The sequence below is a fragment of the Streptomyces sp. NBC_00310 genome (genome assembly GCF_036208085.1).
Classification (GTDB): Bacteria; Actinomycetota; Actinomycetes; order Streptomycetales; family Streptomycetaceae; genus Streptomyces.
The window spans coordinates 4570309-4591974 of the sequence record NZ_CP130714.1 but is presented as its reverse complement, the minus strand read 5'-3'; the positions used below and the strand labels follow the sequence as shown (position 1 = coordinate 4591974).

Genomic DNA, 21666 nt, shown 5'->3' with positions numbered 1-21666 from the left:
GACCGTGCGGTTCCCCGCGCCGCTCACGGGGCGCGGCCCTGCCGCTCGTGGGCCGCGTCCGGCGAGCGCCGGTAAGCGACACCGCCCCCCGCCCGGCACCAGGCGCCGGGTGTCGCACAATCAGAGGTCCAGGAACACCCGCCCGCCCGGAGGGCAACCGTGCGCCGCCGTCTCATCCAGTCCACCCTCGCCGTCGTCCTCGTGGTCATCGCGGTCTTCGGCGTCTCCCTCGTCATCGTCGAGACCCGCACGATCAGCACCAGCGCCCAGGAACGCGTGGAGTCCGAGGCGGTCCAGCTGACGAGCATCGTGGACAGCCGCATCATCGGCGACGAACGGATCACCGCGGAGGTCCTCAGGGACCAGGTCGGCGACGAGCGCTACGCCCGTATCGAGATCCCCGGCCAGGCCACGATCGAGATCGGCGAGAAGCCCGTCGGCGACGTCATCCGCCATGAGGCCAAGGGCGAGAAGGACGAGGTCGTCACGGTCGAGGAGTCCCGTTCGGCGGTCAGCCGCGAGGTCGGCCGCACGCTGCTGATCATCGCGGCGGTCGCCCTGCTCGCCGTCATCGCCGCCGTCGTCCTCGCCGTACGCCAGGCCAACCGCCTCGCCTCCCCCCTCACCGACCTCGCCGAGACCGCCGAACGGCTCGGCTCCGGCGACCCCCGCCCCCGCCACAAGCGCTACGGCGTCCCGGAGCTGGACCGGGTCGCGGACGTGCTGGACTCCTCCGCCGAGCGCATCGGCCGCATGCTGACCGCCGAGCGGCGTCTCGCGGCGGACGCGTCCCATCAGCTGCGGACGCCGCTGACCGCGCTGTCCATGCGGCTGGAGGAGATCACCCTCACGGACGACCTCGCCACGGTGAAGGAGGAGGCCCACATCGCGCTCACCCAGGTCGAACGCCTCACGGACGTCGTGGAGCGGCTCCTCACCAACTCCCGCGACCCCCGTAACGGCTCCGCCGTCTCCTTCGAGCTCGACGAGGTGATCAAGCAGCAGTTGGAGGAGTGGCGGCCGGCCTACCGGAGCGCCGGGCGGGCCGTCGTCAGCTCGGGCAAGCGCCACCTTCAGGCGGTGGGCACGCCGGGCGCGGTCGCGCAGGTGCTGGCCGCGTTGATCGAGAACTCGCTCATGCACGGCGGCGGCACGGTGGCGTTGCGCACCCGCGTCACCGGGAACCAGGCGGTGATCGAGGTCACCGACGAGGGGCCCGGCGTTCCCGCCGACCTCGGGGCGCGGATCTTCGAGCGGGCGATCAGCGGGCGCAACTCGACGGGGATCGGGCTGGCCGTGGCGCGCGACCTCGCGGAGGCCGACGGGGGGCGCCTGGAGATGCTCCAGGCGCAGCCGCCGGTGTTCGGGCTGTTCCTGTCGCGTACGCCGGTGCGGACGCCGTCCGGCGATGACCGGCCCGTTCGGTAGCTCGGCGGTGGGGTGCGGGCGGTGTGCGCGGACGCGCCGTGGCTCCGGGGCGTGCGACGGCGGGTGCCACAGCGGGTGCGGGCCGGTGGGGCTTCTCGCGCGGTTCCCCGCGCCCCTTCGGGGCCCGGCCCTCAGCGGCGCTTGCCCGTGACCGCGGGTGGGTGGGCGGCCCCCGCTTCGAGGAACGATTCCGCGCTCGACACGGCCTTGCGGGCCGGGAGGGCCCGGAACACCCAGCTGCGGTACGACCAGAAGCGGAAGAGGGTCGCGATGCCGATGCCGAGGAACTTGAAGATGTTGGACTGCAGGGGGCTGTCCCAGTCGAAGCCGTAGGTCGCGGTGTACAGGACACCGTTCTCGATCACCAGCCCGACCGCGCTGAACAGCAGGAAGAGCGACAGCTCCTTCGTACGGCCGCTCTTGTCACGGTCCCGGTACGTGAAGTAGCGGAACCCGACGTAGTTGAACGCGATCGCGACGATCGTCGCGATGACACTGGCCCGCACGACCTGCAGGTCGGTGGTGTGCCGCACGAGGTTGAACACCGCGAGGTTCACCAGCAGCCCCGCACCGCCCACCGCGCCGAACTTGGCGACCTCTCGTACGAGCTGGTCGATCCGGCGGCGCAGGGCGCCGCGGGGCTTCGTATCAGGCCCCGAGGTGGTACTTCCCATGGTGTGCGGCCCCCGTCGCTCGGTCCGGTCGGTGTCGTGCCGGTGGTCAGCCGGTTGCTGGTCCGTCCGAAATGAGTTGATCTTCGGTCGAAATCCACTGGTTCAGCCATGCTAACCAGCGCCCCTTGGCAACGCCTGTGCGGAAGCTCACACCCGGGACGCGGGGGAGGTCCCGGGGCGGTCCGGTGGGGAAACGGGCGGGGAAATCGGGCACCGGGGAGTGGCCGATTCCGTGGCCGATACCCTGGGGGCGTGACGTTCCCGGTAGTCGGCATGGTCGGCGGGGGGCAGCTCGCTCGTATGACACACGAGGCGGGCATCCCGCTCGGCATCAGGTTCAAGCTCCTCAGTGACACCCCTCAGGATTCCGCGGCGCAGGTCGTCGGCGATGTCGTCATCGGCGACTACCGCGACCTCGACACGCTGCGTGCGTTCGCGCAGGGCTGCGACGTGATCACCTTCGATCACGAACACGTACCCACCGAGCATCTACGGGCCCTGGAAGCGGACGGTATCCCCGTACGCCCGGGCCCGGACGCGCTCCAGCACGCCCAGGACAAGGGCGTGATGCGCGCGAGACTCGACGCGATCGGCGTGCCCTGCCCACGGCACCGCATCGTCGCGGACCCCGACGACGTGGCCGCTTTCGCCGCCGAGGGCGAGGGGTTTCCGGTCATCCTCAAGACCGTGCGCGGCGGCTACGACGGCAAGGGCGTGTGGGTCGCCCGGTCCGTCGAGGACGCCGCCGAGCCCTTCCGCGCCGGTGTCCCGGTCCTCGCGGAGGAGAAGGTCGACTTCGTCCGGGAGCTGGCCGCCAACGTCGTACGGTCGCCGCACGGCCAGGCCGTGGCCTACCCGGTGGTGGAGTCGCAGCAGGTGAACGGCGTCTGCGACACCGTCATCGCGCCCGCCCCCGACCTCGACCGGGGCCTCGCCCTCAGGGCCGAGGAGCTGGCCCTCACCATCGCCAAGGAACTGGACGTGATCGGCCACCTGGCCGTCGAGCTGTTCCAGACCCGCGACGGCCGCATCCTGGTCAACGAGCTGGCCATGCGCCCCCACAACTCCGGCCACTGGAGCCAGGACGGCGCGATCACCTCGCAGTTCGCCAACCACGTACGGGCCGTCCTCGACCTGCCGCTGGGCGACCCGCGCCCGCGCGCGAAGTGGACCGTCATGGTCAACGTCCTCGGCGGCGACTACCCCGACATGTACTCCGCGTACCTGCACTGCATGGCCCGCGACCCACAGCTCAAGATCCACATGTACGGCAAGGACGTGAAGCCCGGCCGTAAGGTCGGTCACGTCAACACCTACGGCGACGACCTCGACGACGTGCTGGAGCGCGCCCGTCACGCCGCCGGCTATCTGAGAGGCACGATCACCGAATGAGCCCTGTCGTAGGCATTGTCATGGGTTCGGACTCCGACTGGCCCGTCATGGAGGCCGCCGCGCAGGCCCTCGACGAGTTCGAGATCGCGTACGAGGTCGACGTCGTCTCCGCGCACCGGATGCCGCGCGAGATGGTCGCGTACGGCGAGGAGGCCGCGGGCCGGGGCCTCAAGGTGATCATCGCGGGGGCGGGCGGCGCCGCCCATCTGCCCGGCATGCTCGCGTCCGTGACCCCGCTGCCGGTCATCGGGGTCCCCGTGCCGCTGAAGTACCTCGACGGGATGGACTCCCTGCTGTCGATCGTGCAGATGCCGGCCGGTGTGCCCGTCGCGACGGTCTCCGTCGCCGGGGCCCGCAACGCCGGACTGCTGGCCGCGCGCATCCTGGCCACGCACGACGAGGAACTCCTCGGCCGTATGCGGGAGTTCCAGCAGGAGCTGAACGACCAGGCCACCGAGAAGGGCAAGCGCCTGCGCACCAAGGTCGAGGGAGCCGGCAACGGCTTCGGCTTCGGGAAGTAGACGCGACGCGATGACGGGGATCACGGGGGACACGGGGGACATGGGTATGGGCATGGACATGGCGTCACTGGAGGCGGCCCGGGAGCTGCTGCGGGAGTTCCCGGTCGCGGACGGGCACAACGACCTGCCCTGGGCACTGCGCGAGCAGGTCCGCTACGACCTGGACGCGCGGGACATCGCCACCGACCAGAGCGCCTTTCTCCACACCGACCTGGCGCGGCTGCGCGCGGGCGGCGTCGGGGCGCAGTTCTGGTCGGTGTACGTCCCCTCGGACGCCGAGGTGCTGCCGAGTGCCGTCTCCGCGACGCTCGAACAGATCGACTGCGTACGGCAGTTGATCGACCGTTACCCCGCCGAGCTGCGGGCCGCGCTGACCGCGGCCGACATGGAGGCGGCCCGCGCCGAGGGCCGTGTCGCCTCCCTGATGGGCGCCGAGGGCGGCCACTCCATCGACAACAGTCTCGCCACCCTGCGGGCGCTGTACGCGCTCGGTGTCCGCTACATGACGCTCACCCACAACGACAACATCGCCTGGGCCGACTCCGCGACGGACAAGGCGGCGGTCGGCGGCCTCTCGGCCTTCGGCCGGGCCGTCGTCCGGGAGATGAACCGCGAGGGCATGCTCGTCGACCTCTCGCACGTCGCCGCGACGACGATGCGCGACGCGCTCGACACGTCGGTGGCCCCGGTGATCTTCTCCCACTCGTCGTCGCGGGCCGTCTGCGACCACCCCCGCAACATCCCGGACGACGTCCTGGAGCGGCTCCCGGCCAACGGGGGAGTGGCGATGGTGACGTTCGTGCCGAAGTTCGTGCTCCAGGCCGCCGTCGACTGGACGGCGGCCGCCGACGAGAACATGCGGGCCCACGGCCTCCACCACCTCGACACCACCCCCGAGGGGATGGCGGTGCACCGCGCCTTCGAGGAGCGCAGCCCCCGTCCGGTCGCCACGGTGTCCACGGTCGCGGACCATCTCGACCACATGCGCGAGGTCGCCGGCATCGACCACCTCGGCATCGGCGGCGACTACGACGGCACGGCCTTCACCCCGGACGGCCTGGGCGACGTCTCCTCCTACCCGAACCTGATCGCCGAGCTCCTCGACCGGGGCTGGTCCCGGGCCGACCTGGCCAAGCTGACCTGGCGCAACGCGGTCCGGGTGCTGGGCGCGGCGGAGGACGTGGCCCGGGACCTCCGGGCCCGTACGGGCCCGTCGAACGCGACGCTGGAGCAGCTGGACGGGTGACACCGGGTGCCGCCCGGGCGTCACCCGGGTGGCGCAACGACGGCCCCGCCGCGGCCGTACAACCCGAACGCCCCACCCACCAGGAACGCGGGCGGCCTCCGTGCCACGGTGACGAGTACTGCGATCACCCAACGGCTACGGAGGTCCGCCATGGCAGATCTGCAGGACGAACTGCAAGCGGCGGGTGAGGCGGGGGAGCTCGACACCCCGCCCACCACCGGTACGAAGGGCAAGTCCAAGCCCACGCCGAAGCCGGGCCCTCGGCTTCCGGCGGCGGAGCCCGAGGCGACGGCCGACGGCACGACCGGGACCGCCGGGCCCGGGACCGCCGCGTCCGGGACCGGCGAGCCCGCGACCGCCGAGGGCCCCGCGGCCGGGACGGCCGAGCTGACGTGGGCCGAGCCCGGGACGGCGGAGTTCCGGACGGGCGAGCCCGGGACCGCCGAGCTCGGGACCGCCGCGTCCGGGACCGGCGAGCCTGCGACCGCCGAGGGCCCCGCGGCCGGGACGGCCGAGCTGACGTGGGCCGAGCCCGGGACGGCGGAGTTCCGGACGGGCGAGCCCGGGTGGGCCGGGTTCCGGACGGGCGAGCCCGGGTCGGCCGAAGCCCTGACCGCCGAGCCCGGTGAGGCCGAGCCTCCGGATGAGCTGGCGGCGGCGCACTCCTTCCTCGTCGAGCACCCCGTCGCCGACGGCTACAGCGGGCTGCCGTGGGTGCTGCGCCATCTGCCCTGGTACGACCTGGAGCTGGGCGAGGGCGGGGTGGACACCGATGTGCCGCGGATGCGCAAGGGCCACATCGGCGCTCTGTTCTGGTCCCTGCACCTGCCGGAGGGCCTGACGGGCGAGCGGGCCGTCGGCGCCACCCTGGAGCAGCTGGACCTGGTCCGGACCGTCGTCCACGCCCACCCCGAGGGCCTGCGGCTCGTGCACAGCGCGGGGCAGACCACCGACGCCCGCAACTGCGGCCGGGTCGGCGTCCTGCTCGGCCCCGCCGGAGCCCCCGCCCTCGACGACTCCCTCGGCATCCTGCGCGCCCTGCACGCGCTCGGCCTGAAGATCCTCACGCTCGCCGGTGTGTCCTGGGCGGGCGAGGCCGGGCTGACCAGGTTCGGCGAGGAGGTGGTCCGCGAGATGAACCGCATCGGCGTCCTCGCCGACGTCTCCGGAGCCCCCGAGGCGACGGTCCGCCGGACCCTCGCCGTCTCCCGCTCCCCGGTCCTGTGCACCCGCTCGGCTGCCCACGCCCTGCGCTCCCACCCCGCCAACCTCTCCGACGACCTCCTCGCCGAGCTGGGCGAGGCCCAGGGCCTGTGCATGGTGCCGCTGACCGCCGAGCAGACCGGCCCGTCCATCCCGGACGTGGCCGACCACCTCGACCACGTCCGCAAGATCGCCGGCCCCGATTGCGTCGGCCTCTCCGGCACGTACGACTCGGGCGCCGCCCACCCCGCCAGCCTCACCGACGCCTCCTGCTACCCGCACCTCGTCGTCGAGCTGATGCGCCGGGGCTGGCCGGCGGACGACCTCGCGCTCCTCACCTGGGGCAACGTCCAACGCGTCCTGCGCAGCGCCGACTTCACGGCGCGGGCGGCCCAGGACCGCCGGGAGGCGTCGACGGCGAAGATAACGGAGCTGGACGGATAGGCAGCCGGGCCGCCGGGCCGCGTGGCCGCCGGGCGCCTCGGCCGTCGCGCGGAGTCAGCAGGCGCAGAGGCAGAACGGGTGCCCGGCGGGATCCGCGTACACCCGGAAGCTCCGCGAGCGGTCCTCGGCGTCCAGCGGCCGCGCCCCGAGCGCGAGCACGTCCTTCTCGGCCGCGTCCATGTCCTCCACGGTCAGGTCCAGATGGAACTGCTGCGAGGCGTCGGGCGCGGGCCACTTCGGCGGTACGAACCCCTCGGCGGCCTGGAACGCCAGCGACGGGCCGCCCGGCACCACCAGGTCGACCCACTCCCCGTCGCCCTCGACGGTGCCGCCCAGCACGCCCGCGTAGAAACCGGCGAGCGCGCGCGGATCGGGACAGTCCAGGACGACGACACCCAGCTTGGCGACAGCCATGACTTCCTCCTTGAAATCGGTGTCACTCCACGGGTCACCCACCTCGGTTACCCCAAACAGGCGGGCAACCAGTAACCGTTACTGCATGCTGCCCCATAAGGGGTAACATCGCAAACGGAAAACGGAGGTACCGTCGCTGCCATGAGTGAGAGCGCGCCCGCACCCGATGGCCTCGCCCTGGTGGAGGCGCTGGTGAACACCCTCGACCTGGAGTCGGGCGCCGACACGCTCGACACCGCCGAGGGCCGGGCCCCGTTCGGTGTCGCGGAGGCGGAGCTGGCGGACGTGCGCGAGTTGCGCGAGTCGCTGCGCGCCGTGTGCCTGGCGCACGCGGGCCACCGGCCGCACCGCGCGGTGACCCCCCTGGGACAGCTGTTGGCGCGGGCGCCGCTGTACGTCGCCGTCGACGGGCGGGACGGCTCGGCGACCCTCGCCCCCGCCGACGAGGGCCCGCTGCTCTCCCGCGTGGCGGCCGCCGTCGCACAGGCGCTGACCGCCGGTACCTGGCTCCGCCTCAAGGCCTGCGAGCTGCCCGAGTGCCACTGGGCGTACTACGACCGCAGCCCCGCCGGCCGCCGCCGCTGGTGCTCGATGTCGGTCTGCGGGGCGCGGGCGAAGATGCGCCGGTACCGGGCGAAGGCCTGACCGCCCGACCCGCCGGCAAGGCGAGGACCAGCACGGCGGGCACGGCACCGTGGGCCGCCCGCCGCGCCGCTCTCACGCGAACTCCGCGGCGACCGGCAGCCGCAGCCGCGTCGCGGGGCGCGGCCACCCGAACCGGAACCCGGTGCCCGGCGCAGCAGCCGGGCGGTGCCGACCACGAGCAGCCGGTCGTCGGCGCGCTCGCCCACCCGCAGCCACAGCAGCGCCGGGAAGGCGCCCCCGTGCACTTCGAGATCGGCGAGGAGCCGCGGTCGGCGCCCGCCGTCGAGGGAGTCGCCTTGCACGGCGAGGAGGACGGACCTCGCCCCGACCCTTCCGGCGGACTCGACGGACTCGACGGACTCGGCGAACTCGAAGCGGAACACGAGCTGTTCGGGTCCGTCCGGCACGGTCAGCGACGCCCCGGTGAGGGTGACGCGGCGGCGGCCGGTCGGCAGCGGGCCGTACCGCGGTGACGGTTGTCATCCCGGATTTCCTTGGAAAGCGGTTCCCGAGGTGTGGGGAGGATGTGGAGAATGGGGTGGGCGCCGGTCCGACCGGCTGAGCCCCGGCCGGACCGGCGCCCACCTTCGTCGCGGGACGCGTCAGCAGCTGTCGGTGAGGAAGTCCTCGGTGGGGGCGCGCAGTTGCCCGGCCCGGACCGTGTGCATCTGCACGTAGCCGTCCGCGTTCAGCAGGTCGGTGACCCGCTGCCCGAGCGACTGCTCCAGGTGTGCCTGGTCGATGTGGTTCAACAGCACCGTGAGGGTGTCGTCGGAGATCGCCCCGCCGCCCTCGACGACCGGCGCCAGGATGGTCTCGACCCCCACCGTGCGCATCTTGGGATACGAGTCGAGCGCCGTCGCGGCAGGGGGTGATGCCGGGGGAGCGGCGGCCCCGCCCTTCCAGCCGGATTCGGCGAGCCCCAGGAAACCGCGTCAGGCGGTCGGCCGCCCCATCGCCCGGTACGTCCAGCCCGCCCGCCGCCACAGCTCCGGGTCCAGCGCGTTGCGGCCGTCCAGGACGAGCCGTGTCGACGCGACCTCGCCCAGCGCCGCCGGGTCCAGCTCGCGGAACTCGTGCCACTCGGTGAGGTGCAGCACGATGTCGGCGCCCCGCACGGCCTCGATCGCGGAGTCGGCGTACCCGAGCGTCGGGAAGATCCGCCGGGCGTTGTCCATGCCCTTGGGGTCGTAGACGGTGACCTGGCCGCCCTGGAGGTGGATCTGCCCGGCCACGTTGAGGGCGGGGGAGTCGCGTACGTCGTCGGAGTCGGGCTTGAAGGTGGCGCCGAGCACGGCGACCCGCTTGCCGAGGAAGGACCCGCCGTCCAGCGCCTGCCGGGCCAGCTCCACCATCTGCCCGCGCTGGCGCATGTTGATGGAGTCGATCTCGCGCAGGAACGTCAGCGCCTGGTCGGCGCCCAGCTCACCGGCGCGGGCCATGAACGCCCGGATATCCTTCGGCAGACAGCCGCCGCCGAACCCGATGCCGGCCCGCAGGAACTTCTTGCCGATCCGGTCGTCGTGCCCGATGGCCTCCGCCAGCTTGGCGACATCGCCCCCGGCGGCCTCGCACACCTCGGCCATGGCGTTGATGAAGGAGATCTTGGTGGCGAGGAAGGAGTTCGCGGAGGTCTTCACCAGCTCGGCGGTCGGGAAGTCGGTGAGGATGAAGGGCGAGCCCTCGCCGACCGGCGTCGCGTACACCTCGCGCAGCAGCTTCTCGGCCTTGTCGCTCCGCACACCCACCACGATCCGGTCGGGGTGCAGCGTGTCGTTCACGGCGAAGCCCTCGCGCAGGAACTCCGGGTTCCAGGCCAGCTCGGCGTCCGCCCCGGCCGGCGCGTGCTCGGCGAGATAGGCGGCCAGCCGCTCGGCGGATCCGACCGGCACGGTCGACTTGCCGACGACGAGGGCCGGGCCCGTCAGATGCGGGGCGAGCGAGGCGAAGGCGGCGTCGACGTACGACATGTCGCAGGCGTACTCGCCGTGCCGCTGCGGGGTGTTCACGCAGACGAAGTGGACGTCGCCGAAGGCCGCGACCTCGGCGTAGTCGGTCGTGAAGCGCAGCCGCCCGCTCGACCCCTCGATCCCGGCGACGTGCTTGCGCAGCAGTTCCTCCAGGCCCGGCTCGTACATCGGGACCTCGCCCCGCCGGAGCATGTCGATCTTCTCTTCGACGACATCGAGCCCGAGCACCTCGAACCCCAGCTCGGCCATGGCCGCAGCGTGTGTCGCGCCGAGATAGCCGGTGCCGATCACGGTGATCTTGAGGGCCATGCGTACTCCTGGGATGTCCGGCCATGAGGTGTCGACCATGCTCTGGTCGAGTGCGCTGCACGAGCATAGTCGGGGCGTGTTCGAGCCCTTCACCGGGCAGATTCCCCGGGGGCCGGCGGCCTGTCGTCAAACTCACGTATCACTCGGCGTGCCCCGACCACTAAAATTTGGGTTACTTAACGGTAGTTAGCGTCAGGAGCGTGAGAGACCTTGGCCGGATCGGCTGATTTCGACCTGTACCGCCCGTCCGAGGAGCACGACATGCTCCGCGACGCGATCCGTTCCCTCGCCGAGGCGAAGATCGCGCCCTACGCCGCCGCCGTGGACGAGGAGGCCCGCTTCCCGCAGGAGGCGCTGGACGCGCTCGTCGCCAACGACCTGCACGCCGTGCACGTCCCCGAGGAGTACGGCGGCGCCGGCGCCGACGCGCTCGCCACGGTCATCGTGATCGAGGAGGTGGCCCGCGCCTGTGTGTCGTCCTCCCTCATCCCGGCCGTCAACAAGCTCGGTTCGCTGCCCGTGATCCTCTCCGGCTCCGAGGAGCTGAAGAAGAAGTACCTGGGCCCGCTCGCCAAGGGCGACGCGATGTTCTCGTACTGCCTCTCCGAGCCGGACGCCGGCTCCGACGCGGCCGGCATGAAGACCCGCGCGGTCCGCGACGGCGACCACTTCATCCTCAACGGCGTGAAGCGCTGGATCACCAACGCGGGCGTCTCCGACTACTACACGGTGATGGCCGTCACGGACCCGGAGAAGCGCTCCAAGGGCATCTCCGCCTTCGTCGTCGAGAAGTCCGACGAGGGCGTCTCCTTCGGTGCCCCGGAGAAGAAGCTCGGCATCAAGGGCTCCCCGACCCGCGAGGTCTACCTCGACAACGTCCGCATCCCCGCCGACCGCATGATCGGCGAGGAGGGCACCGGCTTCGCCACGGCGATGAAGACCCTGGACCACACCCGCATCACCATCGCCGCCCAGGCCCTCGGTGTCGCCCAGGGCGCCCTCGACTACGCCAAGGGCTATGTCCAGGAGCGCAAGCAGTTCGGCAAGCCGATCGCCGACTTCCAGGGCATCCAGTTCATGCTCGCCGACATGGCCATGAAGGTCGAGGCCGCCCGCGCCCTGACGTACCAGGCGGCGGCGAAGTCCGAACGCGGCGACAAGGACCTCACCTTCCAGGGCGCCGCGGCCAAGTGCTTCGCCTCCGACGTCGCCATGGAGGTCACCACGGACGCCGTCCAGCTCCTCGGCGGGTACGGCTACACCCGCGACTACCCGGTCGAGCGCATGATGCGCGACGCCAAGATCACCCAGATCTACGAAGGCACGAACCAGGTCCAGCGGATCGTCATGGCCCGCAACCTGCCGTAACTCCTTCGGCGCAGTCCGTACACAGCCCCCGGCGCCCCGCCGGGGGCTGTTGTCGTACGGGGCGTATGGGGCGGATTGTTTCCGTCCGCCCGATGGCGGGCGGGGACGGGGAGGCGTAGGACGGAAGTGCACGGGGCCCGCCCCGGACCCCGCTCCCGTCACCCCCCAGGAGGAGCCATGACGCAGCAGCAGACCGGAAGCATGACGGCCATGAGCAAGGAGATGCAGGACTGTGTCAACGCCTGCATGGCCTGCCACAGCATGTGCGAGGAGACCATGAGCTCCTGCATGCAGGCCGGCGGCCAGGCCCAGATGCAGATCATGCGCGCCCTGATGGACTGCGCCGAGATGACCCGTATGTGCGCGGACATGATGATGCGCCGCTCGCCGCTGTCCGCCGAGATGTGCGCGATGTGCGCCCGCGCCTGTGACATGTGCGCCGAGGCGTGTATGTCCATGCCGGACGATCAGCAGCTGATGCGCTGTGCCGAGGCGTGTCGCCGCTGCTCGGAGATGTGCCGGACGATGGCGGGCGCGACCGCCTGACCCACCGCGTACGACCGCGTACGACCGCGTACGGCCGTGTACGACCTCGTACGACCAACGGCCGAGGGGCACCCCGTCACGGGGTGCCCCTCGGCCGATGCGATCCGTTGCGATCCGGGTCAGTTGCCCGACACCGTCACCGTCTCGTCGTTCTTCAACTGCTCCACCAGCTGCTTCACCTTCGCGGTGTCCCACTGGAGGTTGCCGTTGTCGGCGTTGCCCGAGATCGGCATGTTCATCGACTTGCCGTCGCCGCCCGTCACGCCCTTCATCGCCCAGAACATGTCGGCCAGGTCGAACAGGCTCATGTCCTTGTCGACGATCAGGGTGTCCAGACCGGCGCTCATCGTCGGGTACAGCTTGAACGGGTTCAGCACCGTGCTGGGCGTCGCCGTCTGACTGGCGAGGGCCGCGAGGAACTTCTGCTGGTTCTTCGTACGGTCCAGGTCGCTGCGGGCGAGGGCGTAGCGGGTGCGGACGAAGGCGAGGGACTGCTCGCCGTTCAGCGTCTGCTTGCCCGCCTCGAAGTCGGCACCGGACTTGGTGTCCTTCAGGCCGCCCTTGGGGATCTCGATCTCCACGCCGCCGACCGCGTCGACGATGTTCGCGAAGCCCGCGAAGCCGATCTCCACGTAGTGGTCGATGTGCAGACCGGTGTTGGCCTCGACGGTGCGGACCAGCAGCTCGGGCCCGTCCTCCGCGTACGCCGCGTTCAGCTTCACCTGACGGCCGGTGCCCTTGAAGGTCTTGCCGGACTCGGAGCCGACGAACGTCGGTATCTCCACGTTCGAGTCACGGGGCAGCGAGACCAGCGTCGGGCCGTTCGAACCGGTGTGCAGGATCATCATCGAGTCCGTGCGCTTGCCGTCGGCGGACCCGGTGTGGAGTTCCTTCTTCTGGTCGTCGGACAGGCCCTCACGGCTGTCGGAGCCGACGATCAGGTAGTTGGTGCCCTCGCCCGCGTCCGGCCGCTCGATGACCTTCGACAGGTCGACCTCGCGGTTCAGCTTGGAGTCGGCCCAGAAGTACGTGCCGATCGTCGTCGCGAGGACCACCACGGTGACCGTGATCGCCGTCAGCTTGATACGGCGCCCCCAGTTCGGCGCGGGGCGCTCACCGCGGCCGCCGCCGGGACCCCCGGGGCCGCCCGGCCCACCGGAGCCGTAGACCTGGCCGGTGTTGTAGTCGCTGTTGTACCCGCCGCCGTACTGGTCGGGTCCGTTGCCGTAGCCGTCGGCGTACGAATCGCCGTACGACGGCTGCTGGGGCACGCCGCCCTGAGGGGGTGCCGACGGGCCGCGACGGACCTGGCGCATCACGCGCGGCCCGTCGGGCTGTGCGCTCGCGTTGCCGTGTCCGTAGCCGCCGCCGCGGTAGTCGCCACCGCGATTGTCGCCGGACCATGCCTCGGGCCAATCGTTCATGTGCCCCAGTGTGCCGGGTAGAGCTGTGCCCTTTACAAGGGTCGATGAAAAACAAAGGCAGGGCTGTTGCGAAGCTGACACAAATTGCACGGTTTTGTAGGGGGCCGGGCGTCTATTGGGCCGGGGCCGGCTGTTCAGAGGCGAGTGCGGGTTGTTCGTGGTTGCTCGCGCCGTTGCTCACGCCGTTCCTCGCGCCCCTCGGGCGGCCGGGGCCTCAGGCGCACGACACCTGGTCGCCCCTCACCACGCCCGACTCGCCCTGCTCGGGGTTCTCCGCGCGTACCCTGCGGACCTGCTTGAAGTCCGTGCCGGTGATCACTTTCAGGGTGGGGCCCTGGGCGCGGACCGGGCGCAGTTCCGAGCCCGGGAGGGCGGTGGCGAGGGACTGGGCGGAGCGGTCCCAGCGGGGGTCGTAGACGACGAGGGTGCGGGCGACGTTCTGCCGCGGGGCGTTCACCGGGATTCTGGTGGTGCGGAAGCCGGTGGCGGCCAGCTGGCGGTCCACCTCCTTGCCGAGGCCGGGGACGGCGGTGCCGTTCTCGACCTGGACGCGGATCTGCTGGGGGGCCACGTCGACGAGGGTGTACGTGCCGCGCGCCTTGTAGGGGGCGAGGGGGCGGTCGTCGCGCAGGGCCTCGAAGAGGCGGGCGGACTTGGCGTCGTCCCACTTGAGGGTCGAGCCGACGCCCTCCACGGCGTACCCCATCCGTCCGATGGGCACGGTGGTGAACTCCGAGGAGGCCGGTGTGAGGTTCCGCAGCGCGCGGCCGAGGTCGATCAGCTCGCCGGTGCCGAACTCCTTGTCGGCGCGGACGGACCCGAGGACGGCCTGGGTGACGTCCCGGAACTTCATCGGGTTGAGCAGGACACCGGAGGAGGTGGCCTGGGACATCAGGGACGCCATGAAGCGCTGCTGGCGCTTCATCCGGCCGAGGTCGGAGGAGCCGTCGGCGTGCCGGGAGCGGACGTACTGGAGGGCCTGGCCGCCGTCCAGCTCGTGGGTGCCGGCGGCGAGGTCGAGTCCGGTGTAGGAGTCCTTGAGGGGGCGCGTGGTGCAGATCTTGACGCCGCCGAGCACGTCGACGGTCCGCATGAAGCTGGTGAAGTCGACCTCGACGTAGTGGTCGATCTTCACCTTGGTCATGTGCTCGACCGTGCGCACGGTGAGCTGCGGTCCGCCCTCCGCGTAGGCCGCGTTCAGCTTGATCGGGTGGGCCTCGCGGGTCTTCCCGGTGGCGCGGTCGGTGTGCGCGGGCGTCTCGGCGTACGAGTCGCGCGGCAGGCTCACGACGCTCGCGCGCTCCCGGTCCTCGGAGATGTGCACGATCATCATCGTGTCCGTGCAGTGGCAGGGGGCCCCGCCCAGCCGGTACCGCCGCCGTTCCTCCTCGGTGATCTTGTCGCGGCCGTCGGTGCCGACCAGCAGGACGTTCATGCCGTGGCCGGCCTCGGGACGGTTCTTCATGTCCTTGAAGGCGTCGACCCGGGTGATCTCGTCGTCCAGGCGGGTCACCACCGCGTGTCCGATGCCCGCGGCGGCCAGCACCACCACCGAGAGCGTGGTCACCGCCCGCACGGCCCAGCTCCGCCGCCGGGGGCGTGCGGGGGGCCGGGGCTGCTGCGCACGGGCTGGGCGGCGGGGCGGCGTGGACACGGGGGACACCTCCGCAGGACCGGTTCAGGGGAAGTCAGGGATCCGTGAGCACCGTAGGGCGCCGTGATCCGTGCCCCGTCCCCGTGACCGGGCGGCGCGCGTCGGAGTCCCCCGTTCGCGGTAACGTGAGCCCCCTATGAACGCCAAGCCCGACGTGCAGCTCCCCGCCGTGTCCGTGATCATGCCCGTCCTCAACGAGGAGCGGCATCTGCGCGGAGCCGTCCAAGCGATCCTCGCGCAGGAGTACGCCGGCGAGATGGAGGTCGTGATCGCCCTCGGTCCGTCCACGGACCGCACGGACGAGATCGCCGCCGAGCTCGTGGCGGAGACCGCGTCTTTCGAGAGCAAGCGCGTGCACACCGTCCCGAACCCCACCGGCCGCACCCCCGCCGCGCTCAACGCCGCGATCAAGGCCTCCCGCCACCCGATCGTGGTCCGGGTCGACGGCCACGGCATCCTCTCGCCGAACTACATCGCCACCGCCGTACGGCTCCTGGAGGAGACCGGCGCGCAGAACGTCGGCGGCATCATGTACGCCGAGGGCGAGAACGACTGGGAGCACGCGGTCGCCGCCGCCATGACCTCGAAGATCGGCGTCGGCAACGCCGCCTTCCACACGGGCGGGCAGGCCGGTCCGGCCGAGACGGTCTACCTGGGTGTCTTCCGGCGCGAGGCGCTGGAGCGGCAGGGCGGCTACAACGTGGAGTTCATCCGCGCCCAGGACTGGGAGCTGAACTTCCGGATCCGCGAGGCGGGCGGCCTGATCTGGTTCTCGCCCGAGCTGAAGGTGTCGTACCGGCCGCGGCCCAGCGTGAGGGAACTCGCCAAGCAGTACAGGAACTACGGCCGCTGGCGGCACGTCGTCGCCCGGTATCACGAGGGCTCCATCAACCTGCGCTACCTCGCCCCGCCCACCGCGGTGTGCGCGATCGTGGCCGGCGTCCTGGTGGGCGGTCTGCTCACCCCGCTGGGGTACGTCATCCCCGGCGGCTACCTCGCGGCGATCGTCGCGGGCTCGATCCCGGCGGGCAGGGGGCTGCCGCTCAAGGCGCGCCTCCAGATCCCCGTCGCCCTCGCCACCATGCACATGTCCTGGGGCTTCGGCTTCCTCACCAGCCCCAAGTCACTGGCCAAGAAGGTCATCGCCTCCCGCCGCCCGGCGGTGCTCACCGAGAGCTGAGCGCGGGTGACGTACGACATCGGGCCCCTCTCCTGACCGAGAGGGGCCCGACGCGTGTACGGCGACGACTACCAGGTGAAGTTCGGGTTGACCTCCATGCAGGCCTTCTTGTTCGCGCCGTTCAGGGCGTCCGCCGACTCCGGAGTCGTGTCGTCGTCCTTCTCGGCCTTGTACTCGTTGCCCTCACGCCAGTCGGCGCCGACGACGAGGGTGATCCCGCTGACGTCCGTGGACTTCTCCACCTGGCCGAGCGGGATGCCGAGGGCCTTGGCGACAGCCTGGGCGTCGCCCTCCAGTTCGGCGCTCGGATAGCGCACGACCGTCTTGTCCTCGACGACCGCGGTGGTCGTGGACGAGGAGGACTTGGCGAAGCCCTCCTCGACGAGCAGCCGGGACACCGTGTGCGCGCGGCCGGCGATTGGGGCGAGGGTGGAGGTCATGGTGCCGTTGATCACCAGAACACCGATCTCGTCCTTCGCCGCCGCCGGGTCGTCGGAGGTCGCGTCCTCGGTGGTGCTCTTCTTCTTGTCCTTGCCGTCGAGCGCGATGTCCTCGCGCACCAGCCGGAACAGCTTCTCCGCGTCGCCCTCCTTGGGCACGACGCGCGCGCCGACGTACGTGTACGGCATCGTCGTCATCGTGATCCGGGCCGGCTCGACCTTGCGCAGCTCCGTGCTGAGGTCGTAGAGCGTGGCGACGTCACCGAGACCCTCGTCGACGGTGAGCGCCTCGGTGGCCTCCTCGGCGAGCCTGCGCAGCTTGTTCGGGTTGGTGATCGTGGCGTTCTCGCGCAGCTCACGGACCATCGAGTTCATGTACTGGTGCTGCGCCTTGGCGCGCGCGATGTCGCTGCCGTCCTCGAAGCCGTACCGGGTGCGCAGCCACTGAAGGGCCTGCTTGCCCTTGATGTACGTGGTGCCCTTCTCCAGCTTCAGCCCGGAGCCGTGGCCCTGGCTGTCCTTGGACTCGATGTTGTCGGTCACGCACACCGGCACACCGCCGATCGCGTCGGCCATCGACACCACACCGGAGAAGTCGACCATCATGAAGTGGTCGATGCGTATCCCGGTCAGCTCCTGCCAGGTGGCGACCGTGCAGCCGGGGCCGCCGCGGCGCAGCGAGTCGTTGGTCATCGCCGAGGTGCTCGCCTCGTACACGTCTCCGTTGTCCGGGTCGGTGCACTTGGGGATGGGGAGGAGGGTGTCGCGGGGCATGCTGACGACCGACATGTTGGTGCGGTCGGCGGACAGGTGCAGCAGCATCTGGACATCGGCGAGCGGCGGCCCGTTGAAGGTGTCCTTGGCGCCGCCGAGTTTCTGGTTCTCCTCGGTGTCCCGCGCGTCCGAACCGATGAGCAGGATGTTCAGCGGGGTCTGGCCGAAGGCGTTCGGCGTCGGCTCGGCGATCTTCGTGTCGCCGAGGTTCAGCTTCTCCTTCTTGATGTTGCCGTTCAGGTGCTGGTAATAGAGATAGCCGGCACCCGAGGTGCCGAGTATCACGACCGCCAGAACCGTCGCCGACCAGCGCAGCACCCGTCTGCGCCGGGGCTTCGCGGAGGTCTTCGCACGCCCCCGCACGCCCCCGCCCTTGCGGCGGTTCCCACGGCGCTGCTCGGGGACTCTGACGTCCGTGTCGCCGTTCGAGCCGGACGAGTCGCCCCGCGGTTCCTGGTCCCCGTCCCGTTCGCCGGGTTCCTCGACGCGCGGTCGCCCCCCGTCCCCGCGCACGTCACTGCGTACCATCTCCCTGCCCCTCCCCACCCTGCCGTGGCGGGGCCGTCCCCGCCTCCTGTTGGACTGTCGAGACCCCAACTCGGATGTACTCATGTTCTGTTGAACGCGTCATGCGTTCCGACCGGATGACATGCGGACACGAGTCGGTACGACGGCACAGGCCGTCCGACGACATTCGGAACCGATCCGGCGGGCGCATCCTCGCGCCCGCCGGTATTCACCAGACTTCCGTGGCACTCGCGTCGGGTAAGACGCGCCACGACCTCGTCAGGTCATCAACTGGCGCACTTTTCCTTGTCCGCGGTGCTCTTCTGGACGTCGAGGTCCGCCGCCGACGTCGCGCTCAGCGACACCCCGGCGCCCTCGAAGTCCTTGCCCAGGGTCAGCACCATCGCGGGCAGACCCTGGGAGTTGGTCTCGCTGTTGCCCTTGCCGGGCTTCAGCGCGGACGCGGACAGACCCATGAGGTCGGCCAGCTTGCGCGCCTGGTCGGCCTGGTCGGGGTCGTACGCGAGGGTCGTCTTCTTCAACGTCTTGTCGGCGTTGCCGAGTTGGCTCGACTTGGTCACGCCGACATCATTCTGCAGCCAGTTGAGAGTGGCCTGTGCGCTGCCGGCCTCGGCACCGCCGTTGTAGACGTTGACCCGGACCTCGGAGGCCTTGGCGCGCGTGCCCTTGAGCTTCGCGGCCTCCTTCTCCTTGGCCTGCTTCTTCACCTCGGTGAGCGAGATGTCCTTCCTGATCGTCGCGAACAGCTGCTCGGCCTTCTGCGGCGTGGGCAGCACGGTCGCGCCGTCGGTGTTGTCGACGACCGGCACGGTGGTGAAGCTGATGTTCTTCGTCTTGACCTTGCCGACCTCCTGGCCGAGCGAGGCCAGCTTCTTGATGTCGGTGATCCCGGAGTCGACGGACAGGGCGTCTGTGGCCGCCTCCGCCAGCGACAGCACCTTCGTCGGGTCGGTGAGCGTGTCCTTGGACTTCATCTGGCGGATCATGGAGCTGAGGAACTGCTGCTGCAGCTCGATCCGGCTCAGGTCGCTGCCGAGGCCCACGCTGTAGCGGGTGCGCAGGAACGCCAGCGCCTGCTCGCCCTCGATGGTGTGCTCGCCCGCGGGGAGGTTCAGCTTCGACTTCTCGTCGTTGATGGGCTTCGCGAGGCAGACCTCGACACCGCCGATGGCCGTGGAGAGGGTCTTCACCGCGTTGAAGTCGGCCACCATGAAGTGGTCGGGCTTGATCCCGGTCAGCTCCTCCACGGTACGCATCGTGCAGCTCGGGGTGCGACCGTCCTGGCCCAGGCTCGTGTTGAACCGGACGTTCTGCGTTCCCGCGATGTTCTTCTCGGAGCCGTCCTCCTGCGTCGTCGGACAGTCCGGGATGTCCACGATCATGTCGCGGGGGATGCTCATCGCGGTCGCGTTCGTACGGTCCTTGGAGACGTGCAGCAGGATCGTGGTGTCCGCGTGGCCCACGCTGCCCGAGTCGCCGTACTTCTCGTTGCCCTCGCCGGTCCGCTTGTCCGTGCCGATCACCACGAGGTTGATCGCCCGGTCCTTGCTGAAGCCGCCGGTGCCCGCCCCGTCGTCCGAGATCTTGTCGATGTTGTCGTTGAGGTGCTGGTAGTACAGGTAGCCCGCGGCGCTCACCCCGACCACCAGGAAGGCCAGCGAGCCGGCCGTCCACACCAGGATCCGCTTGCCCACCGACTTCTTGGGCTTCGTCCTGCCCCGGCCACCCCGGCGACCCGGCAGCGGGTCCTCCTCGGGCGTGCCCCGTCGGCGCCGGGGTCCCGGCAGGGTGTCGGGGATCTCCCGGGTGTCCGTGGCCGCCGACGCGGAACGCGCGGAGGCGCCGGCCGTCGCCCTGGCCCCCGCCGCGACGGGCGCGGCCCGACGTGGCCGCGGCACCGCCGACTGCGGTGCGGAAGGGCTCAGTCGCAGTTCGTATTCACCGGTGCTCGGGTTGAGTACCCACTGGTCTGCGGGGTCGATGTCGTCCGCCCGCCCACGGCCTTGCGCGTCCACGGTTGTCTGATTCCTCCGTCGGGGCCACGCGGCGCCTTCCCCCTCAAAAGGCGCTCGGGTCTCGATGCAAGTGGTGCGTGGCCGAGAAGGCCTGTCGCACCGGATCGCTCACACTAGCCGCCCGATCAGGCGTCAAGCGACGGCGGTGACAAATTGCACGTCCCTACAACTGGGCAATCTGCCCATTTCCTAGAGCATTTGTTCCTTGTGTTGACGTGTGCTTTACCTGCGGACCCCCTTCGGGGTCACTCGCAGGCCTCCTCCGCGGCCGTACTGCCGCGGAATGTCGGCATCGGATCGGGGGTCCCGGAGAGGCTTCCCGAAAGCTCTTCCGCGTGCCCTTCCCGCGTCCCCTCCGGCAGTTCCCGCGCCACCGCCAGGGGTGCGTCGGCGCGCAGCCGCGCGAAAAGCCGCCGCGCCGCCGGCTCGACGAGTTCATCACGATTGGCGTTATGCGCATACGACTTCCGGGGAACGGTCAGGAATTGCACCTTTTCCATGGGGATCGTGCGCAGGCCGCGCACAAGGTCGTAGAGCCCGCGCAGACTCGCCAGTCCCGGGTCCGTGGTGAGGGACGACGTGGCCGCGTCCAGCACCGGATACAGCTTGACCGGATTCAGCAGGACGTCATTGCCGCGCACCTTCGCGGCCAGCGCCGCGAGGAACCGCTGCTGCCGGTCCATCCGTTCGGTGTCGCTGCCGTCCCCCAGTGACTTGCGGGCCCGCACATAGCCCAGGGCCTGCTCGCCGTTCAGCTTCACCTTGCCCGCCGGCAGGCGCAGTTTGGCCTGCTTGTCGTGAATGGGTTCGGTGAGACACACCTCGACCCCGTCGACGGCGTCGACCATCTCCTTGAAGCCGCTGAAGTCCACGACGACGTGATGGTCGATCCGAATGTCGGTCATCCGCTCGACCGTCCGGACGGTGCAGGCCGAACCACCGCTCTGGAAGGCGTAGTTGAACATCGTGAACACCGGTTCCGTGCGACTGCCGTCCGGCCGCCGGCAACTCGGCACGTCCACCATCAGATCCCGTGGCAGCGACACCGCGGTCGCGCTCCGCCGATCCGCCGCCAGATGCAACAGGATCGTGGTGTCCGACCGCTCGGTCCCCGAATCCCGCCCGTACTCGTCGTTCCCGTCCCCCGACCGCGAGTCCGACCCGATGAGGAGAATGTTCTGCGCGCCCCGCACCAGCGCCGTCGGCCGCTCCTTCTCGAACCGCGCCAGCTCGTCCGCCGCCGTCCGGTCCGACGTGATGTTCCCGTCCAGCTTCTGGTACGCCGCCCACCCCACCCCCAGGGCCCCGACGAAGACCAGCACCGCGCCGCCCCCCACCCACCGCACCCACCGCCGCCGGCGCCGACGTGTGAGCCCGGCCCCGGTGGGTGAACCACCCACACCGGGCCCCAGCTCGCGCGCCTTCCCACCGACGTCGTCCACTTCCGGCCACCCCTCACGGCGTACGAGCGACTCGTTGCTCTTACGACGA

General features: G+C 70.6%; 19 protein-coding genes. 10 read left to right on the top strand and 9 right to left on the bottom strand.

The features are described from left to right. The first annotated feature begins 159 nt into the window (after positions 1-159). Positions 160-1428 carry an ATP-binding protein gene (locus OG202_RS20055; protein ID WP_326582319.1) on the top strand — a complete coding sequence of 423 codons (1269 nt, stop codon included), beginning with the start codon at positions 160-162 and terminating at the stop codon, positions 1426-1428. Between the two features lie 131 nt (positions 1429-1559). Here OG202_RS20055 and OG202_RS20050 read toward each other — a convergent pair whose 3' ends face one another. Beyond that, a complete protein-coding gene (locus OG202_RS20050) occupies positions 1560-2102 on the bottom strand; it encodes a GtrA family protein (protein WP_326582320.1) in 543 nt (180 codons plus the stop codon). A 252-nt stretch (positions 2103-2354) separates the two neighbouring features. Between OG202_RS20050 and OG202_RS20045 the strand changes: the two genes are divergently transcribed. From OG202_RS20045 to OG202_RS20030, 4 genes are all read left to right on the top strand, one after another. After that, positions 2355-3494, top strand: a complete 1140-nt coding sequence (locus OG202_RS20045) for a 5-(carboxyamino)imidazole ribonucleotide synthase (RefSeq protein ID WP_326582321.1) — start codon at positions 2355-2357, stop codon at positions 3492-3494. Next, positions 3491-4015, top strand: a complete 525-nt coding sequence (gene purE, locus OG202_RS20040; protein ID WP_326582322.1) for a 5-(carboxyamino)imidazole ribonucleotide mutase — start codon at positions 3491-3493, stop codon at positions 4013-4015. The genes OG202_RS20045 and purE overlap by 4 nt, the downstream gene beginning before the upstream one ends. Positions 4016-4073: 58 nt before the next feature. After that, entirely contained in the window at positions 4074-5261 is a 1188-nt protein-coding gene (locus OG202_RS20035; protein ID WP_327732234.1) for a dipeptidase, read from the top strand. A gap of 387 nt (positions 5262-5648) precedes the next feature. Continuing rightward, on the top strand, positions 5649-6908 hold the full coding sequence (locus OG202_RS20030; RefSeq protein ID WP_443052350.1) for a dipeptidase: 1260 nt from the start codon (positions 5649-5651) through the stop codon (positions 6906-6908). Positions 6909-6962: 54 nt separating this feature from the next. On the opposite strand, the gene OG202_RS20025 is transcribed toward OG202_RS20030, so the two are convergent. Then, complete coding sequence (locus OG202_RS20025) at positions 6963-7322, bottom strand: VOC family protein (RefSeq protein WP_326582323.1); 360 nt, start codon at positions 7320-7322, stop codon at positions 6963-6965. A 141-nt stretch (positions 7323-7463) separates the two neighbouring features. Here OG202_RS20025 and OG202_RS20020 point away from each other — a divergent pair, with 141 nt between their 5' ends. Both OG202_RS20020 and OG202_RS20015 read left to right on the top strand, forming a co-directional pair. Continuing rightward, positions 7464-7967 (top strand): CGNR zinc finger domain-containing protein, encoded by a 504-nt coding sequence (locus OG202_RS20020; protein WP_327729400.1) that lies wholly within the window; start codon positions 7464-7466, stop codon positions 7965-7967. A gap of 239 nt (positions 7968-8206) precedes the next feature. Beyond that, positions 8207-8440, top strand: coding sequence for a hypothetical protein (locus OG202_RS20015; protein WP_328223231.1), 234 nt, complete (start codon positions 8207-8209; stop codon positions 8438-8440). A gap of 129 nt (positions 8441-8569) precedes the next feature. Here OG202_RS20015 and OG202_RS20010 read toward each other — a convergent pair whose 3' ends face one another. Together OG202_RS20010 and OG202_RS20005 are read right to left on the bottom strand one after the other, a co-directional pair. Further along, on the bottom strand, positions 8570-8803 hold the full coding sequence (locus OG202_RS20010) for a hypothetical protein (protein ID WP_327729402.1): 234 nt from the start codon (positions 8801-8803) through the stop codon (positions 8570-8572). 99 nt (positions 8804-8902) lie between these two features. Further along, entirely contained in the window at positions 8903-10246 is a 1344-nt protein-coding gene (locus OG202_RS20005) for a UDP-glucose dehydrogenase family protein (RefSeq protein ID WP_326582327.1), read from the bottom strand. Positions 10247-10456: 210 nt separating this feature from the next. On the opposite strand from OG202_RS20005, the gene OG202_RS20000 reads away from it, so the two are divergent. Beyond that, positions 10457-11614 (top strand): acyl-CoA dehydrogenase, encoded by a 1158-nt coding sequence (locus tag OG202_RS20000; RefSeq protein WP_326582328.1) that lies wholly within the window; start codon positions 10457-10459, stop codon positions 11612-11614. A 177-nt stretch (positions 11615-11791) separates the two neighbouring features. Beyond that, complete coding sequence (locus OG202_RS19995; RefSeq protein WP_326582329.1) at positions 11792-12160, top strand: four-helix bundle copper-binding protein; 369 nt, start codon at positions 11792-11794, stop codon at positions 12158-12160. 119 nt (positions 12161-12279) lie between these two features. Here the strand turns inward: OG202_RS19995 and OG202_RS19990 are convergent, their stop codons facing one another. Both OG202_RS19990 and OG202_RS19985 read right to left on the bottom strand, forming a co-directional pair. Further along, entirely contained in the window at positions 12280-13584 is a 1305-nt protein-coding gene (locus OG202_RS19990; RefSeq protein WP_327729403.1) for an LCP family protein, read from the bottom strand. 214 nt (positions 13585-13798) lie between these two features. Next, positions 13799-15238: an LCP family protein gene (locus tag OG202_RS19985; protein ID WP_443052265.1), complete on the bottom strand. Its 1440-nt coding sequence runs from the start codon at positions 15236-15238 to the stop codon at positions 13799-13801. Between the two features lie 136 nt (positions 15239-15374). Between OG202_RS19985 and OG202_RS19980 the strand changes: the two genes are divergently transcribed. Beyond that, positions 15375-16418: a glycosyltransferase family 2 protein gene (locus OG202_RS19980; RefSeq protein ID WP_326582332.1), complete on the top strand. Its 1044-nt coding sequence runs from the start codon at positions 15375-15377 to the stop codon at positions 16416-16418. Between the two features lie 68 nt (positions 16419-16486). Here the strand turns inward: OG202_RS19980 and OG202_RS19975 are convergent, their stop codons facing one another. The 3 genes from OG202_RS19975 to OG202_RS19965 all read right to left on the bottom strand — a co-directional run bounded on the left by OG202_RS19975 (position 16487) and on the right by OG202_RS19965 (position 21617). Continuing rightward, the gene (locus tag OG202_RS19975; RefSeq protein ID WP_326582333.1) at positions 16487-18160 is read right to left on the bottom strand and encodes an LCP family protein; all 1674 of its coding nucleotides are present in this window, start codon (positions 18158-18160) and stop codon (positions 16487-16489) included. 266 nt (positions 18161-18426) lie between these two features. Then, complete coding sequence (locus tag OG202_RS19970) at positions 18427-20175, bottom strand: LCP family protein (RefSeq protein WP_326582334.1); 1749 nt, start codon at positions 20173-20175, stop codon at positions 18427-18429. 245 nt (positions 20176-20420) lie between these two features. After that, positions 20421-21617, bottom strand: coding sequence for an LCP family protein (locus OG202_RS19965; RefSeq protein ID WP_326582335.1), 1197 nt, complete (start codon positions 21615-21617; stop codon positions 20421-20423). Between the last annotated feature and the right edge of the window lie 49 nt (positions 21618-21666).

What these genes read in the sequence shown, in the direction of transcription:
- OG202_RS19990 (WP_327729403.1), bottom strand. Translation starts at nt 13,584, where the DNA reads ATGAACGATTGGCCCGAGGCATGGTCCGGCGACAATCGCGGTGGCGAC.
- OG202_RS20050 (WP_326582320.1), bottom strand. Translation starts at nt 2,102, where the DNA reads ATGGGAAGTACCACCTCGGGGCCTGATACGAAGCCCCGCGGCGCCCTG.
- purE (WP_326582322.1), top strand. Translation starts at nt 3,491, where the DNA reads ATGAGCCCTGTCGTAGGCATTGTCATGGGTTCGGACTCCGACTGGCCC.
- OG202_RS20005 (WP_326582327.1), bottom strand. Translation starts at nt 10,246, where the DNA reads ATGGCCCTCAAGATCACCGTGATCGGCACCGGCTATCTCGGCGCGACA.
- OG202_RS20035 (WP_327732234.1), top strand. Translation starts at nt 4,074, where the DNA reads ATGGCGTCACTGGAGGCGGCCCGGGAGCTGCTGCGGGAGTTCCCGGTC.
- OG202_RS19995 (WP_326582329.1), top strand. Translation starts at nt 11,792, where the DNA reads ATGACGCAGCAGCAGACCGGAAGCATGACGGCCATGAGCAAGGAGATG.
- OG202_RS20010 (WP_327729402.1), bottom strand. Translation starts at nt 8,803, where the DNA reads ATGCGCACGGTGGGGGTCGAGACCATCCTGGCGCCGGTCGTCGAGGGC.
- OG202_RS20025 (WP_326582323.1), bottom strand. Translation starts at nt 7,322, where the DNA reads ATGGCTGTCGCCAAGCTGGGTGTCGTCGTCCTGGACTGTCCCGATCCG.
- OG202_RS19980 (WP_326582332.1), top strand. Translation starts at nt 15,375, where the DNA reads ATGAACGCCAAGCCCGACGTGCAGCTCCCCGCCGTGTCCGTGATCATG.
- OG202_RS20020 (WP_327729400.1), top strand. Translation starts at nt 7,464, where the DNA reads ATGAGTGAGAGCGCGCCCGCACCCGATGGCCTCGCCCTGGTGGAGGCG.
- OG202_RS19975 (WP_326582333.1), bottom strand. Translation starts at nt 18,160, where the DNA reads ATGGTACGCAGTGACGTGCGCGGGGACGGGGGGCGACCGCGCGTCGAG.